We start from the raw sequence: 17023 nt of genomic DNA, 5'->3' as shown, positions 1-17023 counted from the left end.
CCCCCCCCCCCCCCCCCCCCCCCCCCCCCCCCCCCCCCCCCCCCCCCCCCCCCCCCCCCCCCCCCCGCTCCCACACTAGATGGGGACTCACTTAAGACTGCGAAGCATGCACTAAACCGGTGCACAAAAGCAGTCTTGACTATTTCAAGCTACCGGAGAGGAACTGCTGCAAACGCTCGGACTGCGGGTTCACCAGCACTTCGCGCGGGTTGCCGCGTTCTTCGACAATGCCTTTGTGCAAGAACACCAACTGGTTCGACACTTCACGGGCAAAGCCCATTTCGTGGGTCACCACCACCATGGTGCGGCCTTCCTGGGCCAGGTCCTGCATGACCTTGAGCACTTCGCCGACCAGCTCCGGGTCCAGCGCCGAGGTCGGCTCGTCGAACAGCATCACCTCAGGCTCCATCGCCAGGGCACGGGCAATCGCCACGCGCTGCTGCTCGCCACCGGACATATGGCCGGGGAACGCATCCTTGCGATGGCCCACGCCGACCTTGGCCAGGTAGTGCTCGGCCTTTTCACGCGCTTCTTTCTTCGACACGCCCAGCACATGCACCGGCGCTTCCATCACGTTTTCAATCGCGGTCATGTGCGACCACAGGTTGAAATGCTGGAACACCATCGACAGGCGCGAGCGCATGCGCTGCAGCTGTTTAGGGTCGGCGGCCTTCATGGCGCCGTCCTTGTTGGCCACCAGTTTCAGCTCTTCGTTGTTGAGCAGAATCTTGCCGGCGTGGGGTTGCTCGAGCAGGTTGATGCAGCGCAAGAAGGTGCTTTTGCCCGAACCACTGGAACCGATGATGCTGATCACATCACCGGCCGCGGCGGCCAGGGACACACCTTTGAGCACTTCATGACTGCCATAGCGTTTATGCAGGTCTTGGACTTCAAGTTTGTACATGCGGTCGGTTCTCACAAAAACAGGTGGTCAGTCGTTGAGCAAGCGCCCGTGACGCAGCGCTTCGCGCCCCGCCACCTTGGCCAGCCAGAAACCCGCTTGGGCATAACGTAGCCGTTCAACGGCAAACAGCACCCCCGAGGTGCCCGCGCAAAGCGTGCTGACGCGGTCTTCCAGGGGGTCAATCACTTCAAAAATCGGTTCGCCCTTCTCGACCCAGTCACCGGCCTTAAGCAAGTAACTGATCACCCCGGCGTGGGGCGCGAAGAGCAATTCGGTGCCTTCAAAAGGCAGGCCTTCACACGGCTCGTACTGCGGCGCCGGCCATTCGCCCTTGATCAGGCCCTGCTCGGCCAGAAACGCGAGGATACCTTCGGCATGGAAGATCGCCTCGTCGCGGCCGGTGTCGGCCTGGCCGCCCAGTTCCAGGGTGGTCGCCAGGCATGCCAGCGGCACCTGGGCCTCGGGGAACGCCTGGGACAAGCGCAACCATGGCAATGAACAGGCTTCATCGAACGAGCTGCCGCCGGAGTCTTCCGCCAGCAGGCCGACTTTCACATTCAAGTGCGCCGACAATGAGCGCCACTGCGGCCAGTGCTGGGGCAGCGCGTACATATGCAACGCGGCCTCGGCATCGCAATGCAGGTCGAGGACGATGTCGGCAGTGCAGGCATGGCTCAGCAACAGGCGCTGCATGCCTTGCAACTGGCTGCTCGGCGCCGGCAGTGCATTCAGCGTATCGGTCATGGCCTGGCGGATCATGCGCACGTTGGCGTGAGGGTCATCACCCAACTTGCCCTGGAGCAACTCGGCCACCGGCGCGCTCAACTCGACGAAATCGCGGTTGAAGTTCTTGCCGCTGCCGATTTCGAAACGCCCCTGGTGACTGCCTTGCAGCAGTTGGCCCAGGCCCATCGGGTTGGCCACCGGCACCAGCTCGATCACGCCATTGAGCGCGCCTTGCCGTTCCAGCTCGGTGAGACGTTTCTTCAGCTCCCAGGCGGCGCGCATGCCGGGCAATTCGTCGGCGTGCAGGCTGGCCTGGATATAGGCCTTGCGCTCGCCTTTGCCGAATCGGAACACGCTCAACTGCCGCTCGCACCCCAGGTGACCCCAGGGCAGCCGGTGATCAATACGTTCCATATCAGTGCTTCCGTGGAGCCAGGTAGCTCAGCCAGCGGCGCTCGGCCAACTTGAACAGGCGCACCAGGATGAAGGTCAGGCACAGGTAGAACGCGCCGGCGGTGATATAGGCTTCGAACGGCAGGTAGAACTGGGCGTTCACCGTGCGTGCGGCACCGGTGATGTCGATCAGGGTGACAATGGACGCCAGGCTGGTGGTCTGCAGCATCATGATCACTTCGTTGCTGTACTGCGGCAGCGCGCGGCGCAGGGCCGACGGCAGCAGGATGCGGCGATACAGCTTGTAGCGCGACATGCCCATGGCCTTGGCCGCTTCGATCTCGCCATTGGGGGTGGCCTTGAGGCTGCCGGCAATGATTTCAGCGGTGTAGGCACTGGTGTTGATCGCAAAGGCCAGGCACGCACAGAACGTGGCGCTGGATAGCAGCGGCCACAGGAAGCTCTCGCGCACCGCATCGAACTGGGCCAGGCCGTAGTAGATCAGGAACAGCTGCACCAGCATCGGCGTGCCACGGATCACGTAGGTGTAGAGCCAGGCTGCGCCATTGACGATCGGCTGCTTGGACACGCGCATCAAGCCCAGGGGCAAGGCGGCAAGCAGGCCGAAGAACAGCGAAATGGCCAGCAGTTTCAAGGTGGTCACCAAGCCGCCGAGGTACAGCGGCATGGCGTCCCAGATGACGTTGTAGTCGAAGATCATAGATCAGCCGCCCTTACGCCTACCGAGTAGCGCTTCTCAAGATAACGCAAGGCCAGCAACGATACGCTGGTGATCACCAGGTACATCGCCGCCACTGCGAGGAAGAAGGTAAAAGGCTCGCGGGTGGCATCTGCCGCCTGCTTGGCCTTGAACATCATGTCTTGCAGGCCCACCACCGAAATCAGCGCGGTGGCCTTGGTCAGTACCAGCCAGTTGTTGGTGAACCCGGGGATCGCCAGCCGAATCATCTGCGGCACCATCACCCGGAAGAACACCTGGAAACTGCTCATGCCATACGCAAGGCCGGCTTCGGCCTGGCCCTTGGGAATGGCCATGAAGGCGCCCCGGAATGTCTCCGAGAGGTAGGCGCCAAAGATGAAACCCAGGGTGCCGATACCGGCGGCCAAGGGGTTCAAGTCGATATAGTCGTCATAGCCGAGCATCGGCGCGACGCGGTTCAGCAGGTCCTGGCCGCCGTAGAAAATCAGCAGGATCAGCACCAGGTCGGGGATCCCGCGGATCACCGTGGAGTACAAGTCACCCAGCCAGGCCAACCAGCGCACCGGCGACAGGCGTAACGCGACCCCGATCAGACCCAGAACAATGGCCAAGGCCATGGACGACAAGGCGAGCTGAAGCGTCAACCATGCGCCATCGAGGATGACGGCCCCGTAGCCTTTCAACATGATTCAGGTCCTCGAAAAGGGGGATGAAAAAATGGCGCAAACCTCAGGAATTCTGTTGCTTGCGCCATTCTGGACAGACAGCTGCGACGAGTTACTTAGGGTCAGCGCCGTAAATATCGAAGTCGAAGTACTTGTCCTGGATTTTCTTGTACTCGCCGTTGGCACGGATCGCGGCAATGGCAGCGTTGATGCGGTCCAGGTTTTCCTTGTCGCCTTTACGGACGGCAATGCCGATGCCGTCGCCGAAGTATTTGGCGTCGGTGAACTGTGGGCCGACGAACGCGTAGCCTTTGCCGGCTGGAGTCTTCAGGAAACCGTCCTGCAGCAGGGTAGCGTCAGCCACGGTGCCATCGAGGCGACCGGCTTCCACGTCCAGGTAGATTTCGTTCTGCGAGCTGTAAGGCACAACCGTGGCGCCTTTAGGGGCCAGGACTTCCTTGGCGAAGCGATCGTGGATCGAACCGCGCTGCACGCCGATTTTCTTGCCTTTCAATTCATCCAGGCTGTCGCTGACCTTGGTGCCTTCCTTCATCACCAGCTGCGCTGGGCTCAGGTAGTAGCGGTTGGTGAAGTCCACGGACTTCTTGCGGTCTTCAGTGATGGACATGGACGACAGGATCGCGTCGATCTTGCGCACTTTGAGCGCCGGGATCAGGCCATCGAACTCCTGCTCGACCCACGTGCACTTGACGTCCATCTGCTTGCACAGGGCGTTGCCGATGTCGTAGTCAAAACCGACGATGCTGCCATCGGGAGCTTTGGAGGCAAACGGAGGGTAAGCCGCTTCGATACCAATCTTCAGTGGCTTGCCTTCAGCGAAAGCCTGCATGGACAGCACGGACAGCGCCAGGGCGCCCAACAGCACGAGTTTCTTCATCTTGGGACTCCATCGGTATAGGGCAAAACAGCAGTATGAGCCATGGCCCACGATGCGACTTAAGGGAAACCGAATTGCGGTGCTGCGTCCTACGCAGGTAACGACCTGCGACGACGAGCGAGTGATCGGCATTCTAACGACAGGCCGGAAGCCGATATTTCCTCAATGCGACAACAATTTACAGAAGCACCGAGAAAGCCGTTCCAGCACATTGACAGCCTCTGAATTTTATGCAGAGACAAAAGATATTAAACCTGTTGATGCTGCAAATTGCGGGCCTATTATTCGCAAACCCTTCTAGCACGGCAAGTCTGGCGTTTAATCTTATTTCTTGGGGTGTCTAAAACGCGCTTTTTCGGGGCAATGTTGTAGCACTTTGCCTCAGGTTTGGGCGATGGGTTACACATTTAGGGCTCTCGGTAACATTCAGAAACGTCCTACCGATGAAACCGATATTTATTGGCTTGAGGGTTATGCCGCGCTGTCGGACGCCGCTGACGCCCGTTATGAAATGCATTCCAAATGTGGGAGCGGGCTTGCTCGCGAATACGGTCTGCCAGTTGATAGTTGTATTGGCTGACCCACCGCTTTCGCGAGCAAGCCCGCTCCCACAGGGGGTCTCCATCGTTTGCAAAACTTCACAAAAAAGCCCCACCCGGCCTGAACCGAGTGGGGCTTGTCACCGCAACCGCGCTTACGCGACGTTCATGGTCTTGTGCGTCTCGATCAAATGCGCCACCACGCCCGGGTCCGCCAGGGTGGAGATATCGCCCAGCCCGTCATACTCAGCCGTGGCAATCTTGCGCAGGATACGCCGCATGATCTTGCCCGAACGCGTCTTCGGCAAGCCTGGCGCCCACTGGATCACGTCCGGCGAAGCGATCGGCCCGATCTCCTTGCGCACCCAGTTTTTCAGTTCCAGGCGCAGCGCTTCGTTCGGCTCCTCGCCGTTCTTCAGCGTCACGTAGACATAGATGCCCTGGCCCTTGATGTCATGCGGTACACCGACCACCGCCGCTTCGGCGACTTTCGGGTGGGCGACCATGGCGCTTTCAATCTCGGCGGTGCCCATGCGGTGGCCGGACACGTTCAACACGTCGTCCACGCGGCCGGTGATCCAGTAGTAGCCGTCCTCGTCACGACGCGCACCGTCACCGGTGAAGTACATGCCCCGGAAGGTCTTGAAGTAGGTGTCGACGAAACGGTCATGGTCGCCGTAAAGCGTGCGCGCCTGGCCCGGCCACGAATCAAGGATCACCAGGTTGCCTTCGGCAGCCCCCTCGATCAGGTTGCCGAGGTTATCCACCAGCGCCGGCACCACGCCAAAGAACGGGCGTGCCGCCGAACCCGGCTTGAGCGCATGGGCGCCCGGCAGCGGGCTCATCATGTTGCCGCCGGTTTCGGTCTGCCACCAGGTGTCGACAATCGGGCAACGCGATTGGCCGACGTTCTTGTAGTACCAATCCCAGGCTTCCGGGTTGATCGGCTCGCCCACCGAACCGAGCAGGCGCAGGCTGCTGCCATCGGCACCTTCGCAGGCGGCGGTGCCCGAGGCCATCATCGCGCGGATCGCGGTCGGTGCGGTGTAGAGGATATTGACCTTGTGCTTGTCGACGATCTTCGCCACCCGCGTGATGTCCGGGTAGTTCGGCACGCCTTCGAACAGCAAGGTGGTGGCGCCGTTGGCCAGCGGGCCATAGACGATATAGGTGTGGCCGGTGACCCAGCCGACATCGGCGGTGCACCAGTAGATTTCACCCGGGCGGTAGTCGAACACGCGCTCATGGGTCAGGGCCGCGTACAACAGGTAGCCGCCGGTGGTGTGCTGCACGCCCTTGGGCTTGCCGGTGGAACCGGAGGTGTAGAGGATAAACAGCGCCTCTTCGGCGCCCATCTCTTTTGGCGCACACACGGTGCCCGCCACTTTCATCAGGTCTTCGTACCAGATGTCGCGATGCTGGTTCCACTTGATGTTGCCATTGGTGCGCTTGCACACAATGACTTTCTGGATGCTGCTGGTTTCCGGGTTGGTCAGGGCGTCGTCGACGTTGGCCTTCAACGGAATTTTCTTACCGGCGCGGATGCCCTCGTCGGCGGTGATCACTACCTTCGACTTACAGTCGATGATGCGACCGGCCAGGGCTTCCGGGGAAAAACCGCCAAACACCACCGAGTGAATCGCACCGATGCGGGTACACGCCAGCATGGCGACCACGGCTTCGGGGATCATCGGCATATAGATAGTCACCACGTCGCCGCGGTGTACGTCCTGGCCACGCAGGGCGTTGGCGAACTTGCAGACTTGTTCATGCAGCTCGCGGTAGGTGATGGTGCGGCTCTCGGCAGGGTCATCGCCCTCCCAGATGATCGCCGCCTGGTCACCGCGCTCGGCGAGGTGACGATCCAGGCAGTTGTAGGAAACGTTCAGGGTGCCATCGGCGAACCACTTGATGTCGACATGGTGATCGTCGAACGAGGTCTGCTTCACCGTGGTGAAAGGCTTGATCCAGTCGAGGCGCTTGGCTTGCTCGCGCCAGAAGCCATCGGGGTTGACCACCGACTGCTGGTACATGGCCTTGTAGGTCGCCTCGTCGGTCAGCGTGTTGGCTGCTACTTCGGGGCGAACGGGGTACAGGGAAGCCGCACTCATCTTTCTTACCTCGGTGACATAGTTGTTGTTGTATGGCCCCTGTTGTAGCCGGGGCTGCCCCATAGAACCATTCGACGATGGTAGTAACAAGCCCCTACAAATTGCCCTGCTATCCCCGTTTGCCGCTCTGGCCCGTGGCCTGCGGGGCTTTGCAGCTGTATGAAAAAACCTTTACCACACGATTGTTACAAAAACCGCCAATAGTGTTTATCAAAAGTACGGGTATATGAATATAACGCGCAGGCCTAAAATCAACTCCGCCAACACGGCACTGTGATTAACACCGTAACAGCCCCCACGAAGGCAACGTTAATCCGAACTTCCCAACTCTTAAGTTACACACGTGGCCTCACAAGGGCCCCGTGACCCCATTCGACCTAAAGAAGGTAAATACAGTAATGAAAGCTCTCGTAGTTATGGCCCTCAGCAGCTTGTGCGCCACCGCCGCCCTGGCCGATGAGGCCCCGACCGAGCTGGCCGGCCAGAACGCCCCGATTGTCGAAGACTACACCTATAGCACCAAGCTGGATGTGGCCAAAGTATTGTCCATGAGCACAATCCCGGAAGTTTGCGAAGTTGTGCCGGTCAAGATGGAATATGAAGACTCACAAGGTCAGCGTCATATTCTTAATTACCATGTAATGGGCAATGGTTGTTCGAACGGATAACAACTTAGTTAGTGTGATCTGCGCGTGATCTTATTTGCCGCAAGAAATCGTTCTTGCGGCGAGGCCCCCTCCCCTCGCTTGAATCGAATGCTACGATTGTGGCGTCGCCGCCTTCCCTGTACGGCAGGATACATTCATGCGAGCCAGTTTCGAGAAGATCCCCACCGAGGCCAATACCTCCTGGACCCTGCTGAACCGCAGGCTGCCGGAGGCGATCCCGTTTGAGTGGCATCACCATCCCGAATACGAACTGACCCTCACCCTCAATAGCCGCGGGCATCGCTATATCAGCAACGATGTGGCGCTCTACGACGACGGCGATCTGGTTCTGGTGGGTCCGAACGTGCCACACAGCTGGTCGTCCGCCGAACGCATTGACCCGACCCAACCGCACGTCGCACTCGTCATCTGGTTTTCCGAAGCCTGGGCGGAATCGCTGGTGCGCCTGTTTCCCGAAATGGCCCCGACCCGCGCGTTACTGGCGGCAGCCCAGCAGGCGCTGAGTTTCAGTGACAGCACCTCAAGGGTCCTGCGCCCGGTGATAGAAGCCATGGTCGAGCAGGATGCATCGCAGCGGCTGATCTCTTTGCTGACCGTGCTCAACCTGTTGTCGCGAGACGTCGCCGCGCAGCGTATTGCGGTGGAAAACGCCGCGCCTCAGGTAATCGAAGACCCGCGCATACGTCGCGTGCTGGATTATCTGCATGCCCACTACGCCCAGCCCGTGGGCATTCCGCAATTGGCGCAAATGGCGTGCGTCAGCGTGTCGGCCCTCCATCGCATGTTTCGCAAACACACACGCTGCACGGCGTTGGACTACATCGTGCGCCTGCGCATCGGACATGCCTGTGCACTGCTGATGCAGGGCAACCTGGCGGTCAGTGCCATCGCCGAGCAGGTCGGCTATGTCTCCCAGGCGTTGTTCAATCGCCAGTTCAAAGCGCTAAAAGGCCTCACGCCTTCGCAATTTCGCGCCCAGCACGGGCATCACTTCCAGTAACCAAGCCGATTCTTCCATTCACGACGCAACAAACGCCACAATCGTACTGCTCAACGCGTCTAACCGGACTGCTGCCCAGGCAGTCCCGGTGATTCCATACCTGTATGCATAACAACAATACAGGTCACCCCATGAGTAATTATCACGCCTTCGAAAGTGCCGAGTTGCCGGACGACTACCGGCGCAACATCGTCAACATGAAGAAAACCCTGCGCGCGCAGATCGGCGATGTGAACGCTTTGTTTGCCGAGGTCAGCGCTTTCATTGCCGACGAAATCGCCTCGATCAAAGCCCAGCAGGCGCTGAGCGGTTCGGCTTGGCCGGAACTGGATTTCGACACGATCGCCAACGGCCAGGTGACGGACGCGCAACGCGCCCTGATCAAGCGCAGGGGCTGCCTGGTGATCCGCAATCACTTCGCGCGTGAGCAAGTGCTGGGGTGGGACAAGAGCCTGCTGGACTACCTCGACAACAACCATTTCGACACGGTGTATCGCGGCCCGGCTGACACCTTTTTCGGCAACCTCGACGCCTCCCGCCCGGAGATATTTCCAATCTACTGGTCAGACGCCCAGATGCAGGTGCGTCAGCACCCGCGCATGGGCGCTGCGCAATCCTTCCTCAACCGGTTGTGGACCACCCATTCCCAAGGCCAGCAATGGTTCGATCCGGACATCAACGCGCTGTACCCGGACCGCGTCCGCCGGCGCCCACCGGGCACCACATCCAAAGGCCTTGGCCCGCATACCGACTCCGGGGCGCTGGAACGCTGGCTGCATCCGGCCTACCTGAAGGTCTTCGACAAGATCTACCGCAATGACTTCCAGGCGTACGACCCATGGGATGCCGCGCATCGCACCGAGGTCGACGAATATGCCTACAAGGACACGGTGAAATGCTCGGCCTTCCGCACCTTCCAGGGCTGGACGGCACTGTGCGATATGCGTGCCGACCAGGGTGTGCTGCATACGCTGCCGATCCCCAAGGCCATGGCTTATATGCTGCTGCGCCCGCTGCTGGATGACGTGCCCGAGGATGAATTGTGCGGCGTGGCGCCCGGCAAAGTGCTGCCCATCTCAGAAAAATGGCACCCGTTGCTGGTACAGGGCATGACACCCATTCCGGACGTGCACGCCGGCGACTCGGTGTGGTGGCACTGCGACGTAATCCACAGCGTCGCCCCGGTGGAAAACCAGCAGGGCTGGGGCAATGTGATGTATGTCCCGGCCGCGCCCATGTGTCCGAAAAATCTGCGTTACGCCAAGGACGTGTTCAGGGCATTCGAGCAAGGTGTCTCGCCGGACGACTTCCCCCGGGAAGACTACGAGCAACAGTGGCAAGACCGCTTCACCCCTCGACAACTCAACAGCCTGGGCCGCAAAGGCCTCGGATTGGAATAAACACCGCTGTCCATAACAACAAAAAAAGGTATCCCCTATGAACCTCGTCAATCGCCTTGCCCTTGCAGTCTCTTTCGCCAGCCTCTGTACGCTCACCGCTCAGGCGGCTGAGAGCAAAGGCAGTGTCGAAGTCGTCCACTACTGGACGTCGGGCGGCGAAGCCAAATCAGCCGACGTGCTTAAGCAACTGATCGAAAAAGACGGCTTCACCTGGCAAAACAGCGCCGTCGCCGGTGGCGGTGGCGCGGCGGCCATGACCGTGCTCAAGACTCGCGCAGTGTCCGGCAACCCGCCCTCCGCCGCGCAGATCAAAGGGCCGGACATCCAGGAATGGGGCAAGCTGGGCCTGCTGACCAGCATCGACAACGTCGCCCAGGCCAACCACTGGGACACACTGCTGCCGCCGAGCATCGCCGAGCTGATGAAATTCGACGGCCACTACGTTGCCGTGCCGCTGAATATCCACCGCATCAACTGGCTGTGGACCAACCCCGACGTGCTGCACAAAGCCGGGGTCGCCCATGCCCCGACCACTCTGGAAGAACTCTACGCCGCCGGCGACAAGCTCAAGGCCGCCGGTTTTATCGCGATCGCCCACGGCGGCCAGCCATGGCAGGACACCACCGTATTCGAAGGCCTGGTACTGAGCATCCTCGGCGCCGATGGCTTCAAAAAGGCCTTTATCGACAACGACGAAGCCACCTTCACCGGTCCGAAAATGACCGAAGTGTTCGTCGCCCTGCGCAAACTGAAGACCTACATGGACCCCAACGGCGCCGGCCAGGACTGGAACATGGAAACCGCCAAGGTCATCAACGGCCAGGCTGGCATGCAACTCATGGGCGACTGGGCCAAGAGCGAATGGAGCGCCGTCGGCAAAAAGGCCGGCGTCGACTATGAATGCGCGCCCTTCCCCGGCACTCAAGGCATCTATAGCTACACCATCGACTCACTGGCGATGTTCAAGCTGTCGAGCAAAAACGACACGCCCGGTAACAACGCCGCCCGTGACGACCTCGCCAAGATCGCCCTGGAGCCGCAATTCCAAACGGTGTTCAACCAGAACAAAGGCTCGATCCCGGTCATCAAGGGCCTCGACATGAGCACATTCGACAGCTGCGCCCAAGCTTCCGCCAAGGATTTCGCCGAGGCGGAAATGGCCGGCACGCTGGCGCCGAGCATGGCGTTCAACATGTCAACGTCCCAAGCCGTGCAGGGCGCGGTGTTTGATGTGGTGAGCAACTTCATGAGCAATAAAGATGCGGACCCGGCCAAGGCGGGTAAGCAGATGTTTGCCAGCATTAAAGCGGCGGCCCAGTAATCCGCGATCTAAACAACCTTTAAGGCCGCCACACTCCCCCGTGGCGAGCGGGCTTGCCCCGCGTTGGGCAGCGAAGCGGCCCGAAAATCAGGCGCTGAGTTCTCTCAGGAAAACCTCAGCGCCTTGACTGGGGCCGCTTCGCTGCCCAACGCGGGGCAAGCCCGCTCGCCACAACAGCCGCATACAAGCCACAAGGCGATTTCCCGACGATTGGACACCACCACTCGCCGCTAAAAAAATCCTCAAGCAGCAAACCCTTACAAACCAACACTCTGGCCGTAACCCCACGCATTTTGGCCGACCGCTGAGGCCATCCGCCGCAACACAAAGCCGAATTTTTCCCTATAATGCGCGGGTAAATCGGGCCTGCAATATCCCTTTACACCGGGATGAAGAGCCAGACCTTGAGCCTGCGCTGGAGCATGTACCTGTCGCTCCGCCCCTCAAGCCTCACGCAGAGCACCCGTTAGCCTATTCCGTTTAATGCGTGCGCTAGCTGCAACAAACGATTCCTTAAGATCCACCGCGGCCTCAGGGCCGTGTGAACACCCAACCATCCGGTTTCACACGGGCCCCTTTGCGCCCTCACGCAGGAGACGACACGTCATGCTGAGCTGGGACGAATTCGACAAAGAAGAAGAAGGCGAAGTAGCCGCTAAAGGCGCCAACGCCGGCCACGCCACCGAAGCCAACATGGACCGCCTCGACGGTGCCGGCGCCGCTGCCGCCATCGAAGCGCGCGCCGTCACCGCCAGTGACTCCGCCGCGATCATCCGCGCCAAGGCCGCCCTCGACAAACTCGACGTCGCCGAAGGCCTCGCCGAGCTGGAAGGCTCCGCCGCCCGCGTCGCCGTTGACGAAAAGCGCATGATCAACTGCCGCGCCGACCTCAACCAACTCGTGCCCTTCAAGTACGACTGGGCCTGGCAGAAGTACCTCGACGGCTGCGCCAACCACTGGATGCCGCAAGAGGTCAACATGACCGCCGACATCGCCCTGTGGAAAAACCCCGAAGGCCTGACCGACGACGAACGTCGCATCGTCATGCGCAACCTCGGCTTCTTCTCCACCGCCGACTCGCTGGTTGCCAACAACCTGGTCCTGGCCGTGTACCGCCTGATCACCAACCCGGAGTGCCGCCAGTACATCCTGCGCCAGGCCTTCGAGGAAGCGATCCACACCCACGCCTACCAGTACTGCATCGAATCGCTGGCCATGGATGAAGGCGAAATCTTCAACATGTACCACGAGATCCCATCGGTCGCGAAAAAAGCCGCCTGGGGCCTGAAATACACCCGTTCGATCTCCGATCCGAAGTTCGAAACCGGCACCGTCGAGACCGACAAAGAGCTGCTGCGCAACCTGGTCGCCTACTACTGCGTCCTGGAAGGCATCTTCTTCTACTGCGGCTTCACCCAGATCCTGTCGATGGGCCGCCGCAACAAAATGACCGGCGTCGCCGAGCAGTTCCAGTACATCCTGCGTGACGAGTCGATGCACCTGAACTTCGGTATCGACGTGATCAACCAGATCAAAATCGAAAACCCACACTTGTGGGATGCCGAGATGAAGGAAGAAGCGACCCAGATGATCCTGCAAGGGACGCAGCTGGAGATCGAATACGCGCGTGACACCATGCCGCGCGGCGTGTTGGGCATGAACGCGGCGATGATGGAGGACTATCTCAAGTTCATCGCCAACCGTCGCCTGTCGCAGATTGGCTTGAAGGAAGAGTATCCAGGCACGACCAACCCGTTCCCGTGGATGAGCGAGATCATGGACTTGAAGAAAGAGAAGAACTTCTTCGAGACCCGTGTGATCGAGTACCAGACTGGCGGTGCGTTGAGCTGGGATTGATTCCTTAGCCAAGCAACCCCATGAAGCCCTGACATGTTCAGGGCTTTTTTATGCCCAGTGAATTGCTACTTCTTGAAGCACATCAGGCCGGCCACCTCGCCCAGAAGGGTTCGGATCGCATCACCAATGCTGTAGCCTTGTGCCCCAATTGCCATCAGCGTTGTCACCGGTCGAGTGATCGGAACGCTTTCACTGCAGCGCTTTATAGCAAAGTTGGAAGATTGGCACGGGAGTAAACTCCTGCTGTCACACCTGATGCACACTCAAAAAATACTAGATAGGACCGAGGCCAACCCGTGAACCCAGACATGCTCGAAGCCGGCCCTGTGGATGCCAAAGTACTTTCCGTCTTTGACTTCGACGGCACCCTGACCCATCACGACAGTTTTGTGCCGTTCCTCAAGTTTGCCTTTGGCCCTGGCGAGTTCTATGGCCGGATGGTCAAGCTGGCGGTGCCTGGGCTGCGCTTTTTGCTGCGGCTGATCAGCCGGGATGAGTTGAAGGCGCAGTTGATCCGCACCTTTATGACCGGGGTCGAGAAGTCGTGGGTGCAGCAGAAGGCCGAGGAGTATTGCCAGCGCAATTGGGCGCGGTTGATGCGCCCGGCGGGCGTGTTGTCAGTGGAGCAGGAGTTGGGCTCGGGGGCGGTGGTGACGCTGTGTTCGGCGTCGCCGGCGTTGGTGTTGCAGCCGTTTGCTGATCGGCTCGGGATCAAGTTGATTGGGACTGAGCTTGAAGTGGTGGATGGGGTGTTGACCGGCAAGCTCACCGGGAATAACTGCCGCTGTGAGAATAAGGTGCTGCGCCTTGAAGCGGTGTATGGGGACCTGGGGGAGTATCGGCTGCGGGCCTGGGGCGATACGCGCGGGGATCGGGAGTTGCTGGCGGCGGCGCAGGATGCGCATTTTCGGCATTTTCATTCGAAGAAGAAGCAGGGCAAGTTGCAGCGGTGATGCGGGTGGGTGGGGTCGGCGGGTGGACCGAGGTGATCCCTTCGCTGCCTCGCGGGGGCTCGAGGGCTCCCACATTTTGATCGGTTTCAGGCTGGGAAGCGCACTAGCATGGGGTGCTGGGGGTCGATGCAGATAGATAAGGTCGGCGGATGGACTGAGGTGATCCCTTCGTAGCCTCGCTGGGGCTCGACAACTCCCACAGTTGATTGATGTCGTGCTGGGATCGGCGCTTGGCGTTAGCGTTATGTTGCGGCCTTGAGGTCTACGCCCAGGGCGGTGGCGAAGGCTTTTACCATGGGGCTGCGCGGGGCGTTGTGGCGCAGGATCAGGTTGACGGCGGTGCTCAGGTGCACGTGGTCCGGGCACAGTGCGCGTAGGCGCCCTTCCCTTACCAGCGGCGCGGCGTAGTGTTCTGGCAGGAAGCCCAGGAAGCGGCCGGTCAGGATCAGGATGGCGACGGCTTCCACTTGTGAGGCCGAGGCGGACTGGCTGTCGTAGGTGACGAAGTTGGCCTTGTCGCGGTGAATCGCGTACCGGTGGTTGACCACTTCGTACTGGCGCAACACCTCGGGGGTGATGTCGCTCGCATTGAACAGTGGATGTCCTACGGCGCAGTAAGCGTGGGCTTTTTCTTCATACAGCGGGAAATAGTCGAATTCCTCACGGCGCTGGTACACCGGCACGATGCCGACAATCAGCCGCCCTTCCACGACGCCACGCTCAACTTCGTCAAGTTGCGAGGCCTGTAGGCGCAATCTTATTTTTGGCGACTCGCTGTGCAACTTCCTCAACGCGGCAATGAGCGGCGAGTTGATATCGGAGACGGTAGTATCAATAACGCCCACACTAAGGTCGCCGATCAGTTCATTTTGCGCCGAACTAAGCTTGTCGCGAAAACTGTCGACCGAGGTAAATAACTCGATAGACGCCTGATACACCAACTTGCCTTCTTCGGTCAGCCCAAAGCCCTCCCGGCCCCGCGTACACAGGCGCATACCGATGCGAATTTCCAGGTCGGAGATCTGTTTGCTGATCGCTGCCAGGCCCACGTTCAGCTCGTTTTGTGCAGCGCTGAAGCCGCCAGCCTCGACCACAGCCATAAATACCCGGAGCAATTTGAAGTCCAAACCACTGAGTTGCAGGGGCGGTCTTGTGCCGGGTTTGGGTGGCAGGTTTCCAGAAGTGGAAAGTGGAGTTTCCATAATACGCGTTGACCTCAAGTGCCATATTCAACAGGCTTTGACCCAGTCCTTGAACACAGCCAGGCGGCGATAATGAACATAAACATCCGCCCTTGGCAACCTTGAATACGGCGCGTCAGACGCTGATTCAGTCTAGTTGAAAACTTATTTTTACTGCCTCCGACTCTTCTAAAAACAAGCGTGAGGAATACCCATGTCCCAGCCCACCGACCGCCTTTGGGGCGCTCGTTTCAAGACCGGTCCGTCTGCAGCATTGGCCGCGTTGTCACGTTGCCCTGAGCGCTATTTCCGCCTGACGCCCTACGACCTGGCTGGCTCCCGTGCCCATGCCCGTGAGTTGCAGCGCGCCGGTTTGCTGGATGAGTCGGAGACCCTGCGCACCCTGGAGGCTCTGGACCGGATCGGCGAGGATTTCGCCGCCGGCCGCCTGCATCCGACGCTGGATGACGAGGATGTGCACACCTTCATCGAACGCGTATTGACCGAGCGGCTGGGCGCCCTGGGCGGCAAGTTGCGCGCCGGGCGTTCGCGTAACGACCAGACGGCCAACGACCTGCGCCTTTTCCTACGCGACCATGCACGCACCATCACCACCGAGGTACTCGCGTTGCAGCAGGCGTTGGTGGAGCAGGCTGAGCAGCATGTGGAGAGCATCTGCCCGGGCTTTACCCACTTGCAGCAGGCGCAGCCGATTGTGTTTGCCCATCACCTGTTGGCGCATGCGCAGTCGATGCTGCGCGATGTGCAGCGTCTGGTCGATTGGGATGCGCGTACGGCGTTGTCGCCGTTGGGCGCGGCCGCCATGGCCGGGTCGGCGATTGCGCGCCAGCCGGAGCATTCGGCCAAGGAAATGGGCTACACCGGACCGTGCGAAAACTCCATTGATGCGGTCGCCAGCCGTGACCATGTGGCGGAATTCCTGTTCGTGGCCGGCATGCTTGGGGTGAATATTTCGCGCCTGTCGGAAGAGTTTTGCCTGTGGTCTTCGCGCCAATTTCGCTGGGTGGTGTTGGACGATGCCTACGCCACCGGCAGCTCGATCATGCCGCAGAAGAAGAACCCGGACATTGCCGAATTGGCCCGGGGCAAGGCTGGGCGCTTGATCGGCAACTTGACCGGGTTGATGTCGATGCTCAAGTCGCTGCCGCTGTCGTACAACCGCGATTTGAGTGAAGACAAGCACAGCGTGCTGGACAGCGTGGACACCTTGCTGCTGGTGCTGCCGGCGATGGCCGGGATGGTTGCGACCATGAAAGTGCAGGTGCAAGAGCTGCGGCGTCAGGCGCCGATGGGTTTCACCCTGGCGACTGAGGTGGCGGATTGGCTGGCCACCCGCGGTGTGCCGTTCAAGGAGGCGCATGAGATTACCGGCGCCTTGGTGCAGGCCTGTGAGAAGCATGAGATTGAATTGTGGGAAGCCTCGCCGGCGATGTTGGCGGAGGTGGATGCTCGGTTGCTGCCGGAAGTGCGCGACTGCTTGACCCTGGAGGCGGCGATTGCGGCGCGCAGTGGCTGGGGCGGGACGGCGCCGGAGCGGGTTCGGGAGCAGATTGGGCGGTTGAAGGTGGCGTTGGCGGCTCAGCAGCAGTGGGCTGAAAGTTATCAGGGGTTTCGGATTTAAACCTGGGCCTTTGTGGTGAGTTTGCTGGCGCTTTCGCAGGCAAG

General features: G+C 60.2%; 14 protein-coding genes and 1 pseudogene. 8 read left to right on the top strand and 7 right to left on the bottom strand.

Annotated elements, in window-relative coordinates; translation table 11 throughout:
* Positions 1-139 precede the first annotated feature (139 nt).
* From AC07SI_RS28330 to acs, 6 genes are all read right to left on the bottom strand, one after another.
* On the bottom strand, positions 140-904 hold the full coding sequence (locus tag AC07SI_RS28330; protein WP_010208310.1) for an ABC transporter ATP-binding protein: 765 nt from the start codon (positions 902-904) through the stop codon (positions 140-142).
* Positions 905-931: 27 nt separating this feature from the next.
* Positions 932-2044 (bottom strand): succinylglutamate desuccinylase/aspartoacylase family protein, encoded by a 1113-nt coding sequence (locus AC07SI_RS28325; RefSeq protein ID WP_495006970.1) that lies wholly within the window; start codon positions 2042-2044, stop codon positions 932-934.
* 1 nt (position 2045) lies between these two features.
* Positions 2046-2744, bottom strand: coding sequence for an ABC transporter permease (locus AC07SI_RS28320; RefSeq protein WP_106802836.1), 699 nt, complete (start codon positions 2742-2744; stop codon positions 2046-2048).
* Entirely contained in the window at positions 2741-3430 is a 690-nt protein-coding gene (locus tag AC07SI_RS28315; RefSeq protein WP_032886746.1) for an ABC transporter permease, read from the bottom strand. The genes AC07SI_RS28320 and AC07SI_RS28315 overlap by 4 nt, the downstream gene beginning before the upstream one ends.
* A 91-nt stretch (positions 3431-3521) precedes the next feature.
* Entirely contained in the window at positions 3522-4307 is a 786-nt protein-coding gene (locus AC07SI_RS28310) for an ABC transporter substrate-binding protein (protein ID WP_065909201.1), read from the bottom strand.
* A gap of 694 nt (positions 4308-5001) precedes the next feature.
* The gene (gene acs, locus AC07SI_RS28305) at positions 5002-6957 is read right to left on the bottom strand and encodes an acetate--CoA ligase (protein WP_120449584.1); all 1956 of its coding nucleotides are present in this window, start codon (positions 6955-6957) and stop codon (positions 5002-5004) included.
* Between the two features lie 398 nt (positions 6958-7355).
* Between acs and AC07SI_RS28300 the strand changes: the two genes are divergently transcribed.
* The 7 genes and pseudogenes from AC07SI_RS28300 to AC07SI_RS28270 all read left to right on the top strand — a co-directional run bounded on the left by AC07SI_RS28300 (position 7356) and on the right by AC07SI_RS28270 (position 14156).
* Positions 7356-7625, top strand: coding sequence for a DUF2790 domain-containing protein (locus AC07SI_RS28300; RefSeq protein WP_027607759.1), 270 nt, complete (start codon positions 7356-7358; stop codon positions 7623-7625).
* 136 nt (positions 7626-7761) lie between these two features.
* A complete protein-coding gene (locus tag AC07SI_RS28295) occupies positions 7762-8625 on the top strand; it encodes a helix-turn-helix domain-containing protein (protein ID WP_065909199.1) in 864 nt (287 codons plus the stop codon).
* A 131-nt stretch (positions 8626-8756) separates the two neighbouring features.
* On the top strand, positions 8757-10025 hold the full coding sequence (locus AC07SI_RS28290; protein ID WP_495006969.1) for a DUF1479 domain-containing protein: 1269 nt from the start codon (positions 8757-8759) through the stop codon (positions 10023-10025).
* 37 nt (positions 10026-10062) lie between these two features.
* The gene (locus tag AC07SI_RS28285) at positions 10063-11346 is read left to right on the top strand and encodes an ABC transporter substrate-binding protein (RefSeq protein WP_495006968.1); all 1284 of its coding nucleotides are present in this window, start codon (positions 10063-10065) and stop codon (positions 11344-11346) included.
* Between the two features lie 606 nt (positions 11347-11952).
* On the top strand, positions 11953-13203 hold the full coding sequence (locus AC07SI_RS28280; protein WP_495006967.1) for a ribonucleotide-diphosphate reductase subunit beta: 1251 nt from the start codon (positions 11953-11955) through the stop codon (positions 13201-13203).
* Positions 13204-13265: 62 nt separating this feature from the next.
* Positions 13266-13439: pseudogene (locus AC07SI_RS28275) on the top strand (HNH endonuclease); the annotation flags it as partial.
* A gap of 72 nt (positions 13440-13511) precedes the next feature.
* Entirely contained in the window at positions 13512-14156 is a 645-nt protein-coding gene (locus AC07SI_RS28270) for an HAD-IB family hydrolase (RefSeq protein WP_065909191.1), read from the top strand.
* A gap of 242 nt (positions 14157-14398) precedes the next feature.
* On the opposite strand, the gene AC07SI_RS28265 is transcribed toward AC07SI_RS28270, so the two are convergent.
* Positions 14399-15358 carry a LysR family transcriptional regulator gene (locus tag AC07SI_RS28265; protein WP_065909189.1) on the bottom strand — a complete coding sequence of 320 codons (960 nt, stop codon included), beginning with the start codon at positions 15356-15358 and terminating at the stop codon, positions 14399-14401.
* A 193-nt stretch (positions 15359-15551) separates the two neighbouring features.
* On the opposite strand from AC07SI_RS28265, the gene argH reads away from it, so the two are divergent.
* Positions 15552-16979, top strand: a complete 1428-nt coding sequence (gene argH, locus AC07SI_RS28260) for an argininosuccinate lyase (RefSeq protein ID WP_495006966.1) — start codon at positions 15552-15554, stop codon at positions 16977-16979.
* The last annotated feature ends 44 nt before the right edge of the window (positions 16980-17023 follow it).

Source organism: Pseudomonas sp. GW821-FHT05D12 (genome assembly GCF_059419825.1).
The sequence above is the reverse complement of the archived record's forward strand: the minus strand, read 5'-3'. Positions and strand labels throughout refer to the sequence as shown.